Raw genomic sequence first — 15,248 nt, forward strand, 5'->3', positions numbered from 1 at the left:
GATGACTGACACAGGATGTCAGTCATGGCTGGCAGGGTGGGAACCGACGAAAGGAGCACCATCATGGCCCTCGCCAAGTACGTCGGCTTCTCCCTGGACTGCGACGACCCGGCCGCCCTGGCCGGCTTCTACAGCACGCTGCTCGGCATGGAGGTCGCCTTCTCCTCCGACGAGTTCGTCTACCTGGGCGAGCCCGGCAACGGCCTCGGCTTCGTCAAGGTCGACAAGTACGTGCCACCGACCTGGCCGGACTCCGACGTGCCGAAGCAGTCGCACCTGGAGCTGGGCGTCGACGACCTGGAGTCCGGCGAGGCGGCGATCCTCGAACTGGGCGCCACCAAGCCGGACTTCCAGCCGCAGCCGGATCGCTGGCGGGTGCTGCTCGACCCGGCCGGCCACCCGTTCTGCATCTCGGCCTCAGTGTGAGTACACCTCCAGCTCGTAGATCGACAGTCCGTACTGGGTCGCCCGCGTGATGCCGGTCAGGCGGACGTAGCGGGCGGTGGCCGGGGTCAGCGCGACGTTGTCGGCGCCGCCGTTGCCTCCGGCCACGGCACCGGTCTGGGTCCAGGTGCTGCCATCGTTCGATGTCTCTATGCGGTACGCGGACGCGTACGCCGACTCCCAGAAGATCTGCACGCGCCCCACCGGAAGTGACGCACCCAGATCGACCCTGATCCATTGGCTGTCGGACCAGGAACTGGCCCAGCGGGTCGACGGGTTTCCGTCGACCGCGTTGGCCGCCGCATTTCCGGACTGGACGCTCGACGCGGTGACCGCCTTCCCGGCCGCCCGGTTGGTGATGACGTCACCGCGTTTCGCCGGGAACGAGACGACCTGCTGGTAGGTGGGCCGGTTCTGCCAGGCGATCAGGTTGTGCGTGATGCCGCCGAGCGGGGACTGCAGGATCGCGTCCGCGCACCACTGGTTGCCGGCCGCGCAGTGCTCGTCGGCCGGGTAGGTGGTGGCGGCCGGCTCGGCGATCGCCGCGGAGAGGCTGGTCAGCAGGGCGGTGCGGCAGGCGCTGACGGTGCCGCCGCCGCAGTACCTCGTGGACCAGTTCGGCACGCTGTCGCCGAGGACGGCGCGCAGATCCTTGTCGACCCAGCCCCACCAGCCGTACTGGAAGGAACTGCCCTTGTGGCCCTGGGCAGCGTTGGCCGAATGCGGCAGGTCGGAGACCGGCCCGGTCTGCTTCCCGGACGGCGACTCGTTGATCTGGAGCGTGTCGACCAGCGCGTCGAACAGCCCGGTGCCCAGACCGCTGGAGAACTGCGCCTGGACCAGCTTCGGCCACCAGGCGTCGAAGATCCGGATGGCGTCCGCGTCGGTGTAGGCCTTGCTGCCCGAGGCGGTCTCCTTCCGCAGCGCGCCGTTCGTCAGCCAGGCGCGCAGCTTGGCGATCGCGGCCGCCTGGGTGCTGTCGGTGACGGTGGCGGTGTCGATCACCCGCAGGATGTCGGGCAGCACCGAGGAACCGCGCAGGTCGGTGAGCCCGGCCTTCTCCACCACCTTGAGCAGTGACGCCCGGTCGTACTTCGTCCCGGCCGCGACGCCGGCCCTGAGCGGCGCGTCGAGCAGGTCGCCGCGGTGCACCGCGCCGAAGCTGAAGTTGCCGTCGGCCGCCGAGTAGCCGGCCGCCTGCTTGTTGTTCCAGCTCACGAAGTAGTCCTGGTTGACCGCCTGGACGTGGGCGCTCGCCGGCCGGAAACCGGTCCACTCGTTCGCGGCGTCACCCCAGGTGGGCAGGTTCGGATCGGCCGTGGCGGGGCGGACCGGCTCGGTGCCGGAGGTGAACATCGCGGTGTCCGACGAGTTGACGTAGAACCAGTTGAACGCGAAGGCGATGGTCGACGCCGCGTTCGTGAACGCGGCCGGCGTACCCATCTGGGCCGGCTCGTTGAACATCTGGAAGCCGATCGCCGAGTCCGCCTCGTGCCCGTAGGTGGACCGCAGACTGGTGAACGCCACCGGTGTCCCGCCGACCGTGCCGCGCCAGGTGACCAGGCCGTACCTCGTGCGCAGCATGGTCAGCCGGTACGACCCGGCCGGGGTGGAGTCGGCGGTCGTCGGCGCCCACGAGTTCGTCCGGCTCAGCGTCTCCATGGCGGTGCAGGCGCCGTGGTAGAGGTAGTGCGACGACGCCGTGGTGGGCGCGCTGCCGTCCGGGTTGCACAGCCGGATCGCGTACGTGTCGGTGATGTCCTGCACCGACGAGGTGGCCGACCAGGCGTAGTCCGGGCCGCGGCCCAGCAGCGTGTAGAGGTTGAGGCCGCTGAACGCGACACCCCGGCTGCTGATCCCCGGCCCCTTCAGTTCCTGCAACATGAGCAGTTGCGGGGCGAAGTAGCCGGTCTGCGGGCCGAAGACGGCGACCGGGTGCCCGGTGGCCGAGTGCGCGGCGCTGACCACGGCGGCGTTCGACATGCCCCGGTGTGCGCTGTCGACGGTGAGCGTGCCCAGTGACCCGGCGATCGCGCTCTCCCCGGTCACGCCGGTGGCGGCGGATCCGGTGCGGTCGTAGATCAGCGGCTCGGGTGTGGCGCCGGCGTCCGGCATGGCCACCCCGGCCGCGTTCGGGTCACCCGAGGAGTACGGGAACGACTGTCCCGCGTGCAGGGTGAGCACCGCCTCCGGGTCGTTCTGCGACCGGAACTGCTGCCACACCTGGTCGCCGACGGTGTTGCCGTACTTCGCCCGGGCCGCTACCCGGACCAGCGCGGACTGCATCTCGGTGCCGCCGCCCCCGCCGAACAGCCCGCCGATCACCCCGGCGACCGCGATCAGGTCGGTCATCACGAAGTCCTCGGGACCGCCGGCGTTGGTGATCGAGTCGAGGTGGCCGGTGAGGACGTACTCGCCGGGGCAGTCCCGGGCCGCCATGCAGTCGTCGATGTACTTGTTGACGCCGGCCAGGTACTGCCCGACGTCGTCGTACAGCTGGGCTCCGCGCGTGCCGGAGTTGCGCAGCGCGGTGAGCTGCGCCTGGAGGTCGGCCTCGGTGTAGGGGGAGTTGCGCCAGACGCTCTGCTCCAGGTCGCGGTTCCCGGCGGCGCCGCCCGCGAAGCCGGTCAGGCTGCCCCGCGCCACGTGGCGCATCAGGTCCATCAGGAACAGGCGGTCCTGTGCGCCGGCGTACCCGGCGCCGAACATCGTCCCGGCCCTGGTGGTGCCGGTGACGTGCGGGATGCCGAGGGCCCTGTCGCGGACGATCGTGACGTCCGAGCGCGGCGTGACCGTGCTGGCCACCTGGGCGGCCGGGACGCCGTAGGAGGCGTCGTTGAAGAACGTGCCGATCTGCTGCGGGGTCAGGCCGGTGTAGCCGTAGGTGAGGTTGGCGTAGGGGGCGAGCTGGTTCGCGGCGTTCGCCGGCATGGTGCCGAACGCCTGGTGGGCCAGGATCGTGGCGAGGTCGGCGTCCCCGTTCTGCCCGGGCGGCAGGATGTCGGAGCACTCACCCAGGCAGTAGTCGTCGGCGACGAAAGCGGCAGTGGCCGGCTGTGGGCCGGTCACGGCGGCCACCGCCGCGGAGGAGATGAGGAGGGCGGCGAGGATCAGGGGAGTAGAGCGTCGGCGCATGGGGGTTCCCTTCGGGTACGCCGTGGACGCGAAACTTTCTCGGGATATTAAGACATAGACGAATGTGAACGCCAGGTTTCGATGGATGGATCAAACCGGTTTGATGTAACGTGCGGTCATGGACGTACCCGCGTTCCCGCGCCTCGCCGGGCACCCGCTGCGCTGGCGGCTGCTCACCGAGCTGGCCGGCGGCGACCTGCGGGTCCGGGAGCTGGTCGCCCGGGTCGGCCAACCGCAGAACCTGGTCTCCTACCATCTGCGGCTGCTGCGCGACGGCGGCCTGGTCACCACCACCCGCAGCGCCCACGACGCCCGGGACACCTACTACCACCTGGACCTGTCCCGCTGTGCCACCGAACTCACCGCCACGGCGTCCGCCCTGCACCCGGCGCTGACCACGGCCGCCCCCGACCTGGTCGCCGGGCCCGCGTCGGTGCTCTTCGTGTGCACCGGCAACAGCGCCCGGTCACCGATCGCCGAGGCCCTGCTGCGTCACCGCACGTCCGGCGCGGTGACCGTCCTGAGCGCCGGAGTCCGGCCGAGAACGCGGGTTCATCCGCACACCGCCCGGGTGCTGCGCGAGATCTTCGGCATCGACGACACGCCGGCGGAGACCCGTCATCTCAACACGCTCACCGGGCGCCGCTTCGACCACGTCATCACCCTCTGCGACCGGGCCCGGGAGAACTGCCCCGATTTCGGAGGCCGCGCGCGGCACTGGAGCCTGCCCGACCCGGGGGATGACTACGCGGCCTTCACCCGGACCGCCGCGGAGATCGACACCCGCGTACACCACCTTCTGAAGGAGCAGCTCCGATGACCGCTTCCGATCAGTACGCCACGGTCCGCTACCTGGTCGACGACGTGCCTGCCGCGCTCGACTTCTACACCACCCACCTCGGATTCGAGGTGCTCACCGACCGCGCCCCGGCCTTCGCCGACGTCGCCCGGGGCCCGTTGCGCCTGCTGCTCTCCGGCCCGGCCAGCTCCGGCGCCCGGGCCACCCCGGAGGGCTCCGCCGACCCCGGCCGCAACCGCATCCACCTGGTCTTCGAGGACCTGGACGCGGAGATCTCCCGCCTCGGTGAGGCCGGCCTGAGTTTCGTGGGCGACCCGGTCTCCGGCCCCGGCGGCCGCCAGATCCTGCTGCGTGACCCGGCCGGCAACCTGGTCGAGCTCTTCCAGCCCGTCTGAAGAACCCGGCTGGCTGTCAGGGCTGTTCGAAACGGTTTCAAACAGCCCCACAGCCAGCCGATGGTGTGGTTGTCACGGGTGCATGCCGGGCTCGTACCAGCCGGCCGGCTGCTGCACGATGACGTTGAACCGGTTGAACGCGTTGATCGTCGCGATCGTCGCGATCAACGCGACCAACTGGTCCTCGTCGTAGTGCTTGCGGGCGTTCTCCCACACCTCGTCGGAGACCCCACCGGCCGCGTCGGCGATCCGGGTGCCCTCCTCGGCCAGCTCCAGCGCGGCCCGCTCGGCGTCGGTGAACACCGTCGCCTCCCGCCAGGCCGCCACCAGGTGCAGGCGCTGCGCGGTCTCCCCGGCGTGCGCGGCGTCCTTGCTGTGCATGTCGACGCAGAACGCGCAGCCGTTGATCTGGCTGACCCGCAGCAGCACCAGCTCCCGGGTCGCGGCCGGCAGGCCCGCGTCCTTGACCGCCAGGCCGGCCGCCGTGAAGTGCTTGATGATCCGGCCGGCCACCGGGTTGCTGAGCAGATCCAGACGAGCTTCCATTGTCGGCTCCTTCGCCGTCGCGTTGGGACGACCTCCAGACACCCGGACTTCCGGATCTGTGACAGCCGGGGTCGGCTCGGGCGCGTCGGCTGGGCGCCGGCGACGATCATGCCGTTACGCAGGGTCAGATCGTCGGCGTCACGCAGCCGGAGTCCTTGCCGGTGAAAGCGGGTCCCGGCCACCACACGACATCGCGGCCGTCACGCACCGTGGCCTGGGCGGTCAGCTTTTCGGCGTGAACGGTGACGCCTGTCACGTCCGGGCCGACCGCGCCGTCGGTGATCGACGCGCCCCGGAGATCGGCGATCGCCCCCCGGGAATGAAGCCGTTCGAACACGGTCAGGCCCAGGGTCTCCTGCTCGGTGCCGCCTCCGGAAATCGGCCGCCTGCCCCCCGGCGCCACCCGTGCCGCAGCCGCGTCCAAGGCTCCCATAGTGTGATTATCGGCTTACTTCGTGCTCATGGCGCATTGAGGACCATCCTTACTAGGGTGCTTCTCCATGCAGACCGAAGCAGAGGTACGGGCATGGCTGCGCTCACACGGGACGGAGACGGTGCGGCATCCGGGCGGGACACTGTACGCCCACCTGTGCCGGGTCCAGGAACGGCTGGGCGCGCTCGGGCACACGACGGCCACGCAGTCCGCCGGCCTGACCCACGCGGTGTACGGCACCGACGGCTTCGACCTGGCCCTGCTCTTCTGGGGCGAACGTGAGGCGCTGCGCGATCTGATCGGCCCCGCCGCCGAGGAGCTCGTCTATCTGTACGGGTCGTGCGACCGCGACCGGACGTGGCCTGACCTGGCTGCCAACCGGACGGTGGCGGACCGCTTCACCGGCGAGGTCACCCGTCTCAACGAGGACCAGGTCACCCCGTTCGTCGACCTCACGATCGTCAACGAGCTGGACGTCATGGAACAGGACCCGTCGCTGCTCACGGCGAACCGTGCCTACTTCACCGGCCTCTTCACCGCCTGGGAGCCGGTCACCTCACCCGCCGTCGCCACCGAGGCCCACCGCCTCCTCAACGCCTGAAGATCTTTTCCGGTACGCGTGTCCTCGTCCCGCCTTGTCAGGGCCGTCCCGTCCGGTCGGCGCGCGCCTACTGCCTGCTCCGGCCTGTGCCGCGCCCGCCGGGCTGAGATCGGTGCCCGGGCAGGCCGGGCCGACCGCCACGTCCTGATCTGCCGCCGGTCACGGCCGCATCGCCGCCCTGCTCTCGGTCGCGCTGGGCGGGTGGCCGCGGTTTGCCGGCCAGGTACGGGGGTTGCCCGCTCGTGGCCGTAGCGCCGGTCGCCCGGTGCGGGTGGGCGCGCTTTCGCGAGGGTGGGTGGGCGCGCACGGTGGCGGTGTCGTGGTCGCCTACGTGGCCTGTCGCCGCGATGGCCGCCCACGTGGCGGCTTTCGTGTGCGCCCACCTTCGAAGGCCCGGTCGGCCGGAACTCCGCGTCGTCGGACGGCGCGATCTTGGGCGATCGTAGCCGTCCGCGGGTATCCGATAACCCAAGGTTTTCCAGGAAAGATAGATCACGGACGATGATCCGCCGCCGGACGGCAATCAGGAATCAAGATCGCCCCGAAAGCCGCCATTGCCCAAGATCGCCGGCGAGTCGGGGTGACGACCCTGGCGAGACCGGCGTGACGGCCGCGAGCAACGCCCCGGGCGCCTGGCGATCACCATCGCGACCACCCACCCGGAGCGAGTGGCAGCACACGCGGGGGTGTCCAACCGATCTGAGCCCGGCGGGCGCGGCACAGGCCGGAGTGGGCAGTAGGCGCGCGCCGACCGGACGGAACGGTCCTGATGAGACGGGCACGAGGACACGCGTACCACAAAGGAGTGAAACGCGGACCTGGTGGGGTCAGCTCAGGACGATGGGGTCGAAGATCTTGGCGAAGGTCTGCTGTTCCTCGGCCGTGTTGAAGCCGGCGTAGTAGTGCAGGCGGGCGTAGTCGGCGTCGCTCGGGAAGACCAGGGAGCTGTTCGCGACCGCCTCCAGGTAGGTGCGGTCGTCGCCGGACCCGGTGGCGGCGTCCTTGCGGATCCGCTCCTGGGCGGCCGGGACCGGGCAGACGTAGTTGATGTACCCGGCCAGGGACGCCGCGTTCTCCACCTCGTAGAAGAAGTCGATCAGCATGAGGGCGTCGACCGGGTTGGCGGCGGTCACCGGGATCGCGAGGTTGTCGGTCCAGATGGTTCCGCCCTCGTCCGGGATGACGAACTTCAAGTTCGTGCCGTCGGAGATGTTCTTCTGGAAGATGTCCCCGGACCAGGCCTGCGAGATCCAGATCTCGCCCTTGCCGAGGGCGTCGAGGTAGTCCTGCTCGTAGTAGTTGCGGACGATGCCGGCGTCCTTCTGCTGGCGGAGCTTGGCGGCGGCCTTGCGCCAGTCGGCCTCGGTGGACCGTCCGGGGGTGATGCCGGCCGCCAGCATGCCGAAGTTGGCCAGCTCGGTGATGTCGGACATCATGCCGACCTTGCCCCTGTATCGGGGGTTCCACAGGTCGTCGAGGCTGGTGATCGGGCCGTCGACCTTGTCCGGGTCGTAGGCGATGCCGGTGATCCCGGAGGCCCACGGCACGCTGAACACGTTGGCCGGGTCGAACGACTCCTCGGTGTACTTCGCGGCGGCGTTCGCGGTGAAGCTCGGCAGGCGGGTGTGGTCGAGCGGGGCCAGGAAGCCGGCTGAGCGGAAACGGCCGAACTGGATGCCGTTGGTGATCACCATCAGGTCGTAGCCGATCGGCTTCCCGGCCGAGAGCTGTGGCTGCACCTTGGCGAACCAGGGGCCCATCTCCTGGATGACCTCTTCGTAGTTCACCGTGATGCCGGTCCGCCTGGTGAACTTCGTCAGTTCCGGCTTCGACGGGTCCATGTAGAGGGGCCAGTTGGCGAAGTCGACCGTGCCGTTCTGCTTGCGGCCCTCCCAGAAGGTGCCGAGCGCGGAGCCGGAGGCCGCCTCGGGCCGGGTCTGGCCGGGGACACCGCACGCGGCCAGCGCCCCGCCGAGCGCGGACAGGCCACCGATCCGGAGAGCGTCGCGGCGGCCGAGGCGTTGCTGGGTGATGCCGCGGCGCAGGGACGGGTCGGCGGTGGTGCGGTGGAACATCGGACTCCTCGTGCCGGCGGCGGCCCGGTTCGGGCCTGACCAGCAACGCTACGTCGGCGACCGGCCGGTAACCATGTGATGAATTCGGCCGATCAGTTGATCTTGACGGGACGTTCATCCATGCCGGATGAGGTGCCGGGAAGTCACCGTGGCGACGCTCGGGACGGTAGCCCGCATCCTTGAGGAGGACTACATGACCGGCTATAACGCGCCGACCGACCCCCGTCCGAGTCCCACCGTGAACGCTGGAAAACTGTGGGCCGGCGGCGCGGCCACCGCGGCCGTGGCGGCCCTCATCGCGATCGCCGGCGTCCTGCTCGGCCGCGGCCTGTTCAACGTCGACGTGCTCGCCCCGAAAGGCCAGGGTGTCTGGGGCGACGCCTCCACCGGCTGGTACGCCCTGGGCGCCGCGCTGGCCGCGCTCGCCGCGACCGGCCTGATCCATGTGCTGATCATCACCACGCCCCGGCCGATGCGGTTCTTCGGCTGGGTCATGGCCCTGGCCACCGTGGTGGCGATGCTCGCGCCGTTCGTCACCGAGGAGTCGCTCGGCTCCCGGGTGTTCACGGCCGGGCTCAACTTCATTCTCGGTGTCGCGATCGGCTCACTGGTCGCGGGCACCGCCAAGACCGCGATCGTGCCGGTGCCCGCCCATCCGGCGCCCCGGCCCTACCCCCGTCCGTACCGCTGAGGATCTTCACCCCGGAGGGATGACTATGGCGACCATGACGTCTCCACCGGACGCGGGTGAGGAGCCCGCGTTCCACGTGCTGTCGGTTCCGGAGGCCCTCGCGGCCGAGAAGGTCGACGGACAGCGCGGCCTGAGCGCCGAGGAGGTGGTAATTCGGCGCGAGAGGTACGGACCGAACCGTTTCGCCGAGGCGAAGAAGGAGCCGTGGTGGCGCGCCTTCCTCCGGCAGTACGCGGACCCGATGCAACTGGTGCTGCTCGCCGCCGGTATCGGCAGCCTCTACCCGCTCAAGCAGTGGGGCACCGGCATCATGCTGATCGCCCTGACGCTGCTGAACGCGGCGCTCGGCCTGCAGCAGGAGGGCAAGGCGGCGGCCGCCATCGACGCCCTGCAGAAAATGATGATCATCAAGGCCAAGGTGCGCCGGGACGGCGCGCTGGCCGAGGTGCCGGCCGAGGAGCTGGTCCCGGGCGACGTGGTGGTGATGGAGGCCGGCGACGTGGTGCCGGCCGACGGGCGACTGTTGCGCGCGGCCACGCTGGAGATCGACGAGTCGGCGCTGACCGGTGAGAGCCTGCCGGTGGCCAAGGACGTGGACGCGGTCAAGTCGGCCGACACCCCGCTGGGCGACCGGTCCGACATGGCCTACATGAACACCAACGTCACCCGCGGCACGGGCGAACTGCTGGTCACCGCGACCGGCATGGTCACCGAGGTGGGCCGGATCTCCGGCATGCTGCAGACCGAGAAGGACGCGGAGACGCCGCTCACCCGGCAGCTCAGCAAGCTCACCAACCAGATCCTGGTGATCGCCGGCTTCGCCCTGGTGGCCTCGGTGCTCATCAACCTGGCCCGGGGCAACGAGTTCACCGTGGTGTTCACCGCGGCGGTGGCGTTCGCCGTGTCGGCCATCCCGACCGGTCTGCCCGCCGTGGTCACCACGATCCTGTCGCTCGGCACGCAGTTGCTGGCCAAGTCCAACGCGATCGTGAAGCGGCTGCGCTCGACCGAGACGCTCGGCTCCACCTCGGCGATCAACTCCGACAAGACCGGCACGCTGACGCTCAACCAGATGACCGCGATCGAGATGGCCATCCCGGGGCACCGCTACACCGTCTCCGGCGGCGGCTACTCGATCGACGGCGTGATCAAGCGGGTGGCCGGCGAGGGGGACGTCGATCTCGAGGAGTACCTGCTGCCGATGGTGCTGGCCTCGGACGCGGTGGTCACCGACGGCAACCTGATCGGCGACCCGACCGAGGGCGCGCTGGTGGTGCTCGCCGAGAAGGGCGGCATCGACTCGGCGACCACCCGGGAACGGTACCCGCGGGTGGCCGAGCTGCCGTTCGACGCGGCGTACAAGATGATGGCGACCTTCCACCGGATGACCGGCCCGGACGGCGCCGAGGTGATCCGCTGCTTCGTCAAGGGCGCGCCGGACCAGGTGCTGGCCCGCTCAACCGTGGCCGACGAGATGGGCGTGAAATATCTGGCCGAGAACACCCGCCTGGGCCGGCAGGGGCTGCGGGTGCTGGCCACCGCCCGCCGCGACTTCGACCCGGCGACCTTCGACCCGGGCGCCGACCTGCTCACCCTGCTCGACGGGCTGACCCCGCTGTCGCTGATCGGCATCGTCGACCCGCCCCGCCCGCAGGCTCAGGCCGCGATCGCCCAGGCGCACTCGGCCGGCATCGAGGTCCGCATGATCACCGGCGACCACGCGGTCACCGCCGCGGCCATCGCCGGCAAGCTGGGCATCCGCGGCCGGGCGATCACCGGCGCCGAGTTCGGAGCGATGAGCGACGAGGAGGTGGACCGGGAGATCGACGGGATCGGCGTGATCGCCCGGGTCACCCCGGAGCACAAGGTACGGCTCGTCGAGGTGCTCAAGCGCAAGGGCCACATCGTCGCGATGACCGGCGACGGCGTGAACGACGCGCCGGCGCTGAAGAAGGCGGACATCGGCATCGCGATGGGGATCACCGGCACCGAGGTCAGCAAAGAGGCCGCCGCCATGATCCTCACCGACGACGACTTCGCCACCATCGTGAAGGCCGTCGAGCTGGGCCGGGCCCTCTACGCCAACCTGAAGAAGTACATCTTCTTCCAGATCGGCGTACTGATCGGCATGGTGGTCACCTTCCTGGCGGCCAGCATCGGCAACATCGCCGCGGGTGTGCCGTTCCTGCCGTTGCAGAGCCTCTGGCTGAACTTCACCACGCAGGTGTTCCAGGCCGTGGGGCTCGGCTACGGCAAGGCCGAGGCCGACATCATGCAGCGCAAGCCGCGCAAGTCCGACGAGCCGCTGCTGAGCCGCAGCTCGCTGGGCTGGCTCAGCTTCATCGGCCTGGTGATGGGCGTGGTCACCCTCGCGGTGATCTGGTGGGCCGACGACAGGTACGGCCTGGACCCGGGCCGCACCATGGGCCTGACCGCCTTCTCGATCGCCAACCTGGCGTTCTCCCTCACCGCGCGCAGTGAGCTCCGGTCGGTGTTCAGCCTGGAGACCTTCGACGACCGGCGGTTCCTGATCACCACCGGGATGTCGGCGGCCGCCATCCTGCTGGGCACCGAGCTGGGCCTGTTCCAGAAGATCCTGCACACCACCAGCCTGGACCTGGGTCAGTGGCTGATCTGCCTGGTGGCCGGCTCGATCGTGATCCTGCCTACCGAGATCCGTAAGGCGGTCTTCCGGCGGCGGGCCGCGAGACACACCGCCGCGGTGGCGTGATGGGCATGCCGGGGCTGTTGCAACTGGGCGACGTGGCGATCGGCGCGGCCATCCGCACCGGGGAACGGGCCGGCGAGACACTGACCCGGCTCCGGGACCAGGCCCGGGCGCGGATCAAGGAGGCCCGGCTCGACGATCTCACCGATCTCGCCGAGCTCGGCGCCTCCGAACGCAACCGGGTGATCGAGAACGCCATCACCGCGCTGGCCACCTCGCGGATCGTCGACCGGGTCGTGGAGATCCAGCTGGCCCGGGTGCTGGAGCTGCTGGAACGGGAGCCGGACCGGATCCGGGCCCTGATGCGGGGGCAGCGCGACAGCATGGTCGGCGACGTGGTGGGCCGCGTGCGGGCGGGCGCGGCGGCCGGTGACGCCGTCGTGGACCGGATCACTCTGCGGATGACAGGTCGCGGTCAGCTCATCGATCCGACGACATGAGCGAGTACGCCGGGCTGGTGAGCCGGTTCCTGGCGTACACGGTGGACGCGGTCGTGGTGGCCGTGTTCACGGGTGGGGCGACGCTCGTCTTCGGGGTGGTCGCCGCCATCGTCGGTTCCGGGGCGTGGGAGCTGGCCCGGCTGGTCGTGACCTCCTACCTGGTGCTGCTGCCCGCGGCGCTGGCGCTCTACTGCGCCGTCTTCTGGATGCTGGCCGGCCGGACACCAGGAATGGCGTTCCTCGGCCTGCGCGTGGTGCGTGCCGACGGGCGTACGCCGGGCTGGATCGCCTCGTTCCTCCGTGGCCTGATGCTGGCGTACTTCCCGATCGGGGCGCTGTGGCTGCTGATCGACCGGCGGCGGCAGGCCCTGCACGACAAGGTCGCCCGCACCTCGGTGGTGCGGGCGACCCCGGAGCCGACGGCACAATGAACATGGGACGCGCCGGCCACCGTGGCTCGAAGCCTCACGGTGACCGGCGCGGGCCTGTCCGGGCCGGTGGTCAGCGACCCAGGATGCGGGCCTTCTGCTCCTGGAACTCCTGCTCGGTGAGCACCCCCTGAGCCTTCAGCTCGCCCAGCCGCTGGAGCTGTTCGAGCTGGGCCGAGGTGTCGTCCACCGGCGGAGGCGGCGGCGGAGGTGCCGACTCGTAGTACTGCGGCTGCTGGGGAGGAGGCGCCTGTTGGGCCCACCGGCCCGCCTGCCTCCGGGAGACCCGGTTGGACACCGCGGTCGCCGTGCCGGCGACCACCGCGGTCCGTGCCATGCCACGCAACAGTCCGGGCATCGCGATCACCTTCCCTGGAGGGAGGCCGCCACGGCCTCCTCGGTCTCGTCGAGGGCCGCCATCAGCGCCTGCACCGGGATCCGCCCGCCCGCCACCAGATGCGCCCCGTTACGGCGCAGGGTGGTGGCCAGCGGCGCCGCCCACAGGTTCTCGTACACCAGGATCACCGCGGCCGATCCCTCCTCCAGGACGCCGGCGATGTCGTGCAGGTCGTCGCCGCCGAGCATGCCGGACGCGGCGCCCTGGAAGACGCCGAAGCCGCTCAGGTCGATCTCCTTGTGTTCGAAGGCGGTCACGCCGCCGCCGTGCTCCTTGCGGACGAAGAGGATGTCCAGCACCCGGATGATCTGCCGGTCCACCAGGTCCATCAGCAGCGGCAGCGCCGTCCCGTTCAGGCTCCCCTCGGGGAACTCGACGCACAGGTAGTCGACCGGGCCCATCTCGCCCAGTTCCGTTCCGCTCATGTCAGCCTCCCGCTCATCGCTTCCCCCAGCTCGTTCGCGCCCGATGTCATCGTGTTCAGCGTGCTGGGCCGCGGACCGGGCCACGTCATCCGCCGAGGGTGAACTCCGGAGGGCACCGGAACCGCCGGTACGCCGTGGGGAGGGGTTCATCCACGCCGGATGAGGTGCCTTCAGGGGCGCGCGAGGAACCGTCGGCAGGGGCCGGTAGAACGCCGGCCGTCGATTTTCCGGCCGGCGAGGAGCAGACCATGACCATTCCGCCGAGCGAAGCACCACCGACCGCTTCCCCGGACGGTACCGGCCCGGAGGACGAGCGTGTGGAGGAAACGGCGCGGGTGGACGTACCCGGCTCCGAGGAGATCGAGCGGCTCCGGGCGGAAGTGACCGCTCTGCGCGCCCAGCTCGAAGGGGAGCGGCGCCGAAGGCCGTCGCGCGGTGGCGCGATCCGCCGGGGCGTGGCCGCCGTGCTCGCCGCCGTGGCCGCCTTCGCGCTGGTGACCAGCGTCGTCGGGCTGTGGGGGGCGACGACCACGCTGAACACCGACCGGTGGGTGGCCACCGTCGCGCCGCTGCCGCAGGACCCGAAGGTGAACGCGGCCGTCGCCGAGTACTCCACCACCGAGGTCTTCCGCCTGCTCGACGTGGAACAGCGGCTGCGCACCGTGCTGCCCGAACAGGCCGCGTTCGTGGCCGGGCCGCTCACCGCGCAGATCCGCGAGCAGGTCCGCAAGACGGTGCAGAACGTGCTGGGCAGCGACCGTTTCCAGGTGATCTGGGTGGAGCTGAACCGGCAGTTGCACCAGCGGGTGATCGACGTCCTCGAGGGGGAGAGCAGTGTCGTCACGGCCCGGGAGAACGGTATCCAGATCGACCTGCTGCCCCTGATCAACCAGGTGCTGCGGCAGCTCAGCGACCAGCTGCCGACCCTCTTCGGCAAACAGATCACGCTGCCCGACCTGAGCAGTGGCGCCATCCCGGAGAATCTGCGGCTGCGGGTCGAGGAGGCGCTCGGGGTGACGTTGCCGGCCGACTTCGCCACGTACACCATCGACGGCGCCGGGCACCTGTGGGAGGTCCAGCAGGCCGTCGCCTCGGCGAAACGGTATCTGGCGCTGTTCGTGGCCGGGACGATCCTGCTGCTGCTGGCCGCGTTCGTGGTGTCGCCGGGGCGCCGCCGGACAGCGGTGCAGTTCGGGCTCTGGCTGGTGGTCGCGGCCGTGACGGTCACCGCGGTGCTGCGCGTGGTGCGCCGGGAGATCATCGAGACGGTGCCGGCCGGGGTCTACCGCGACGGGGTGGACGCGGCCATGACCACGGTGCTCGGCCTGCTCCGGGAGCGGGGCACGCAGCTCATCGTGATCGGTACGGCGATCGCGCTGCTGGCGTACCTCGCCGGTCCGGGCCGGTTCGCGGTGTGGGCGCGCCACTGGGTGGCGCGGTGGACGGCGGCCGGCTGGCGGCGGGCCCGGGCCGGTTCGGTGGTGGTCGCGGCCCGGGGACCCGGCTTCATCGCCCGGAATCTCGACGCGGTACGGGTGGGTGGGCTCGTCGTGGCGATCCTGCTGGCCCTGGTGCTGTCCTCGTGGACGTCGCTGCTGGTGATCGTGGTGCTGCTGGCGGCGTACGAGGTGGCGGTCACGCTGATCGCGCGCCGGCACGCCCAGGTGGAACCGACGCCGCCGCCGGCCCTCGGCTGAGGACGGGCGGCGGC

15 protein-coding genes are annotated in these 15,248 nt (G+C 70.5%); 9 read left to right on the forward strand and 6 right to left on the reverse strand.

What is annotated here, in order from left to right:
* The first annotated feature begins 63 nt into the window (after positions 1-63).
* Positions 64-426 (forward strand): VOC family protein, encoded by a 363-nt coding sequence (locus KZ829_RS07475; RefSeq protein WP_220143105.1) that lies wholly within the window; start codon positions 64-66, stop codon positions 424-426.
* Here the strand turns inward: KZ829_RS07475 and KZ829_RS07480 are convergent.
* Positions 418-3,579, reverse strand: a complete 3,162-nt coding sequence (locus tag KZ829_RS07480; protein WP_220143106.1) for a penicillin acylase family protein — start codon at positions 3,577-3,579, stop codon at positions 418-420. The genes KZ829_RS07475 and KZ829_RS07480 overlap by 9 nt on opposite strands.
* 118 nt (positions 3,580-3,697) lie before the next feature.
* On the opposite strand from KZ829_RS07480, the gene KZ829_RS43875 reads away from it, so the two are divergent.
* Positions 3,698-4,399: an arsenate reductase/protein-tyrosine-phosphatase family protein gene (locus KZ829_RS43875; RefSeq protein WP_220143107.1), complete on the forward strand. Its 702-nt coding sequence runs from the start codon at positions 3,698-3,700 to the stop codon at positions 4,397-4,399.
* Complete coding sequence (locus KZ829_RS07490) at positions 4,396-4,773, forward strand: VOC family protein (RefSeq protein WP_220143108.1); 378 nt, start codon at positions 4,396-4,398, stop codon at positions 4,771-4,773. Before KZ829_RS43875 ends, KZ829_RS07490 begins: the two co-directional genes overlap by 4 nt.
* 72 nt (positions 4,774-4,845) lie before the next feature.
* On the opposite strand, the gene KZ829_RS07495 is transcribed toward KZ829_RS07490, so the two are convergent.
* Positions 4,846-5,319 carry a carboxymuconolactone decarboxylase family protein gene (locus KZ829_RS07495; protein WP_220143109.1) on the reverse strand — a complete coding sequence of 158 codons (474 nt, stop codon included), beginning with the start codon at positions 5,317-5,319 and terminating at the stop codon, positions 4,846-4,848.
* Between the two features lie 124 nt (positions 5,320-5,443).
* Positions 5,444-5,743 carry a hypothetical protein gene (locus tag KZ829_RS07500; protein ID WP_220143110.1) on the reverse strand — a complete coding sequence of 100 codons (300 nt, stop codon included), beginning with the start codon at positions 5,741-5,743 and terminating at the stop codon, positions 5,444-5,446.
* Positions 5,744-5,819: 76 nt separating this feature from the next.
* Here KZ829_RS07500 and KZ829_RS07505 point away from each other — a divergent pair, with 76 nt between their 5' ends.
* The gene (locus tag KZ829_RS07505; protein WP_220143111.1) at positions 5,820-6,353 is read left to right on the forward strand and encodes a DUF6817 domain-containing protein; all 534 of its coding nucleotides are present in this window, start codon (positions 5,820-5,822) and stop codon (positions 6,351-6,353) included.
* 827 nt (positions 6,354-7,180) lie between these two features.
* On the opposite strand, the gene KZ829_RS07510 is transcribed toward KZ829_RS07505, so the two are convergent.
* Positions 7,181-8,428 carry a polyamine ABC transporter substrate-binding protein gene (locus KZ829_RS07510; protein WP_220143112.1) on the reverse strand — a complete coding sequence of 416 codons (1,248 nt, stop codon included), beginning with the start codon at positions 8,426-8,428 and terminating at the stop codon, positions 7,181-7,183.
* Positions 8,429-8,621: 193 nt separating this feature from the next.
* On the opposite strand from KZ829_RS07510, the gene KZ829_RS07515 reads away from it, so the two are divergent.
* From KZ829_RS07515 to KZ829_RS07530, 4 genes are read left to right on the forward strand one after another with little or no spacing between them, the layout of a single operon-like run.
* Positions 8,622-9,119, forward strand: coding sequence for a DUF6069 family protein (locus KZ829_RS07515; RefSeq protein WP_220143113.1), 498 nt, complete (start codon positions 8,622-8,624; stop codon positions 9,117-9,119).
* A gap of 34 nt (positions 9,120-9,153) precedes the next feature.
* The gene (locus KZ829_RS07520; RefSeq protein WP_246635226.1) at positions 9,154-11,850 is read left to right on the forward strand and encodes a cation-translocating P-type ATPase; all 2,697 of its coding nucleotides are present in this window, start codon (positions 9,154-9,156) and stop codon (positions 11,848-11,850) included.
* A complete protein-coding gene (locus KZ829_RS07525; RefSeq protein ID WP_220143115.1) occupies positions 11,850-12,287 on the forward strand; it encodes a hypothetical protein in 438 nt (145 codons plus the stop codon). Before KZ829_RS07520 ends, KZ829_RS07525 begins: the two co-directional genes overlap by 1 nt.
* A complete protein-coding gene (locus KZ829_RS07530; RefSeq protein ID WP_220143116.1) occupies positions 12,284-12,718 on the forward strand; it encodes an RDD family protein in 435 nt (144 codons plus the stop codon). The genes KZ829_RS07525 and KZ829_RS07530 overlap by 4 nt, the downstream gene beginning before the upstream one ends.
* Before the next feature lie 70 nt (positions 12,719-12,788).
* Here the strand turns inward: KZ829_RS07530 and KZ829_RS07535 are convergent, their stop codons facing one another.
* A complete protein-coding gene (locus KZ829_RS07535) occupies positions 12,789-13,073 on the reverse strand; it encodes an SHOCT domain-containing protein (protein WP_220143117.1) in 285 nt (94 codons plus the stop codon).
* A gap of 5 nt (positions 13,074-13,078) precedes the next feature.
* Positions 13,079-13,537, reverse strand: a complete 459-nt coding sequence (locus KZ829_RS07540) for a DUF6325 family protein (RefSeq protein WP_220143118.1) — start codon at positions 13,535-13,537, stop codon at positions 13,079-13,081.
* Positions 13,538-13,785: 248 nt separating this feature from the next.
* Here KZ829_RS07540 and KZ829_RS07545 point away from each other — a divergent pair, with 248 nt between their 5' ends.
* Positions 13,786-15,234, forward strand: coding sequence for a hypothetical protein (locus KZ829_RS07545; RefSeq protein WP_246635227.1), 1,449 nt, complete (start codon positions 13,786-13,788; stop codon positions 15,232-15,234).
* The last annotated feature ends 14 nt before the right edge of the window (positions 15,235-15,248 follow it).

The organism is Actinoplanes hulinensis (genome assembly GCF_019429605.1).
Taxonomy (GTDB): Bacteria; Actinomycetota; Actinomycetes; order Mycobacteriales; family Micromonosporaceae; genus Actinoplanes; species Actinoplanes campanulatus.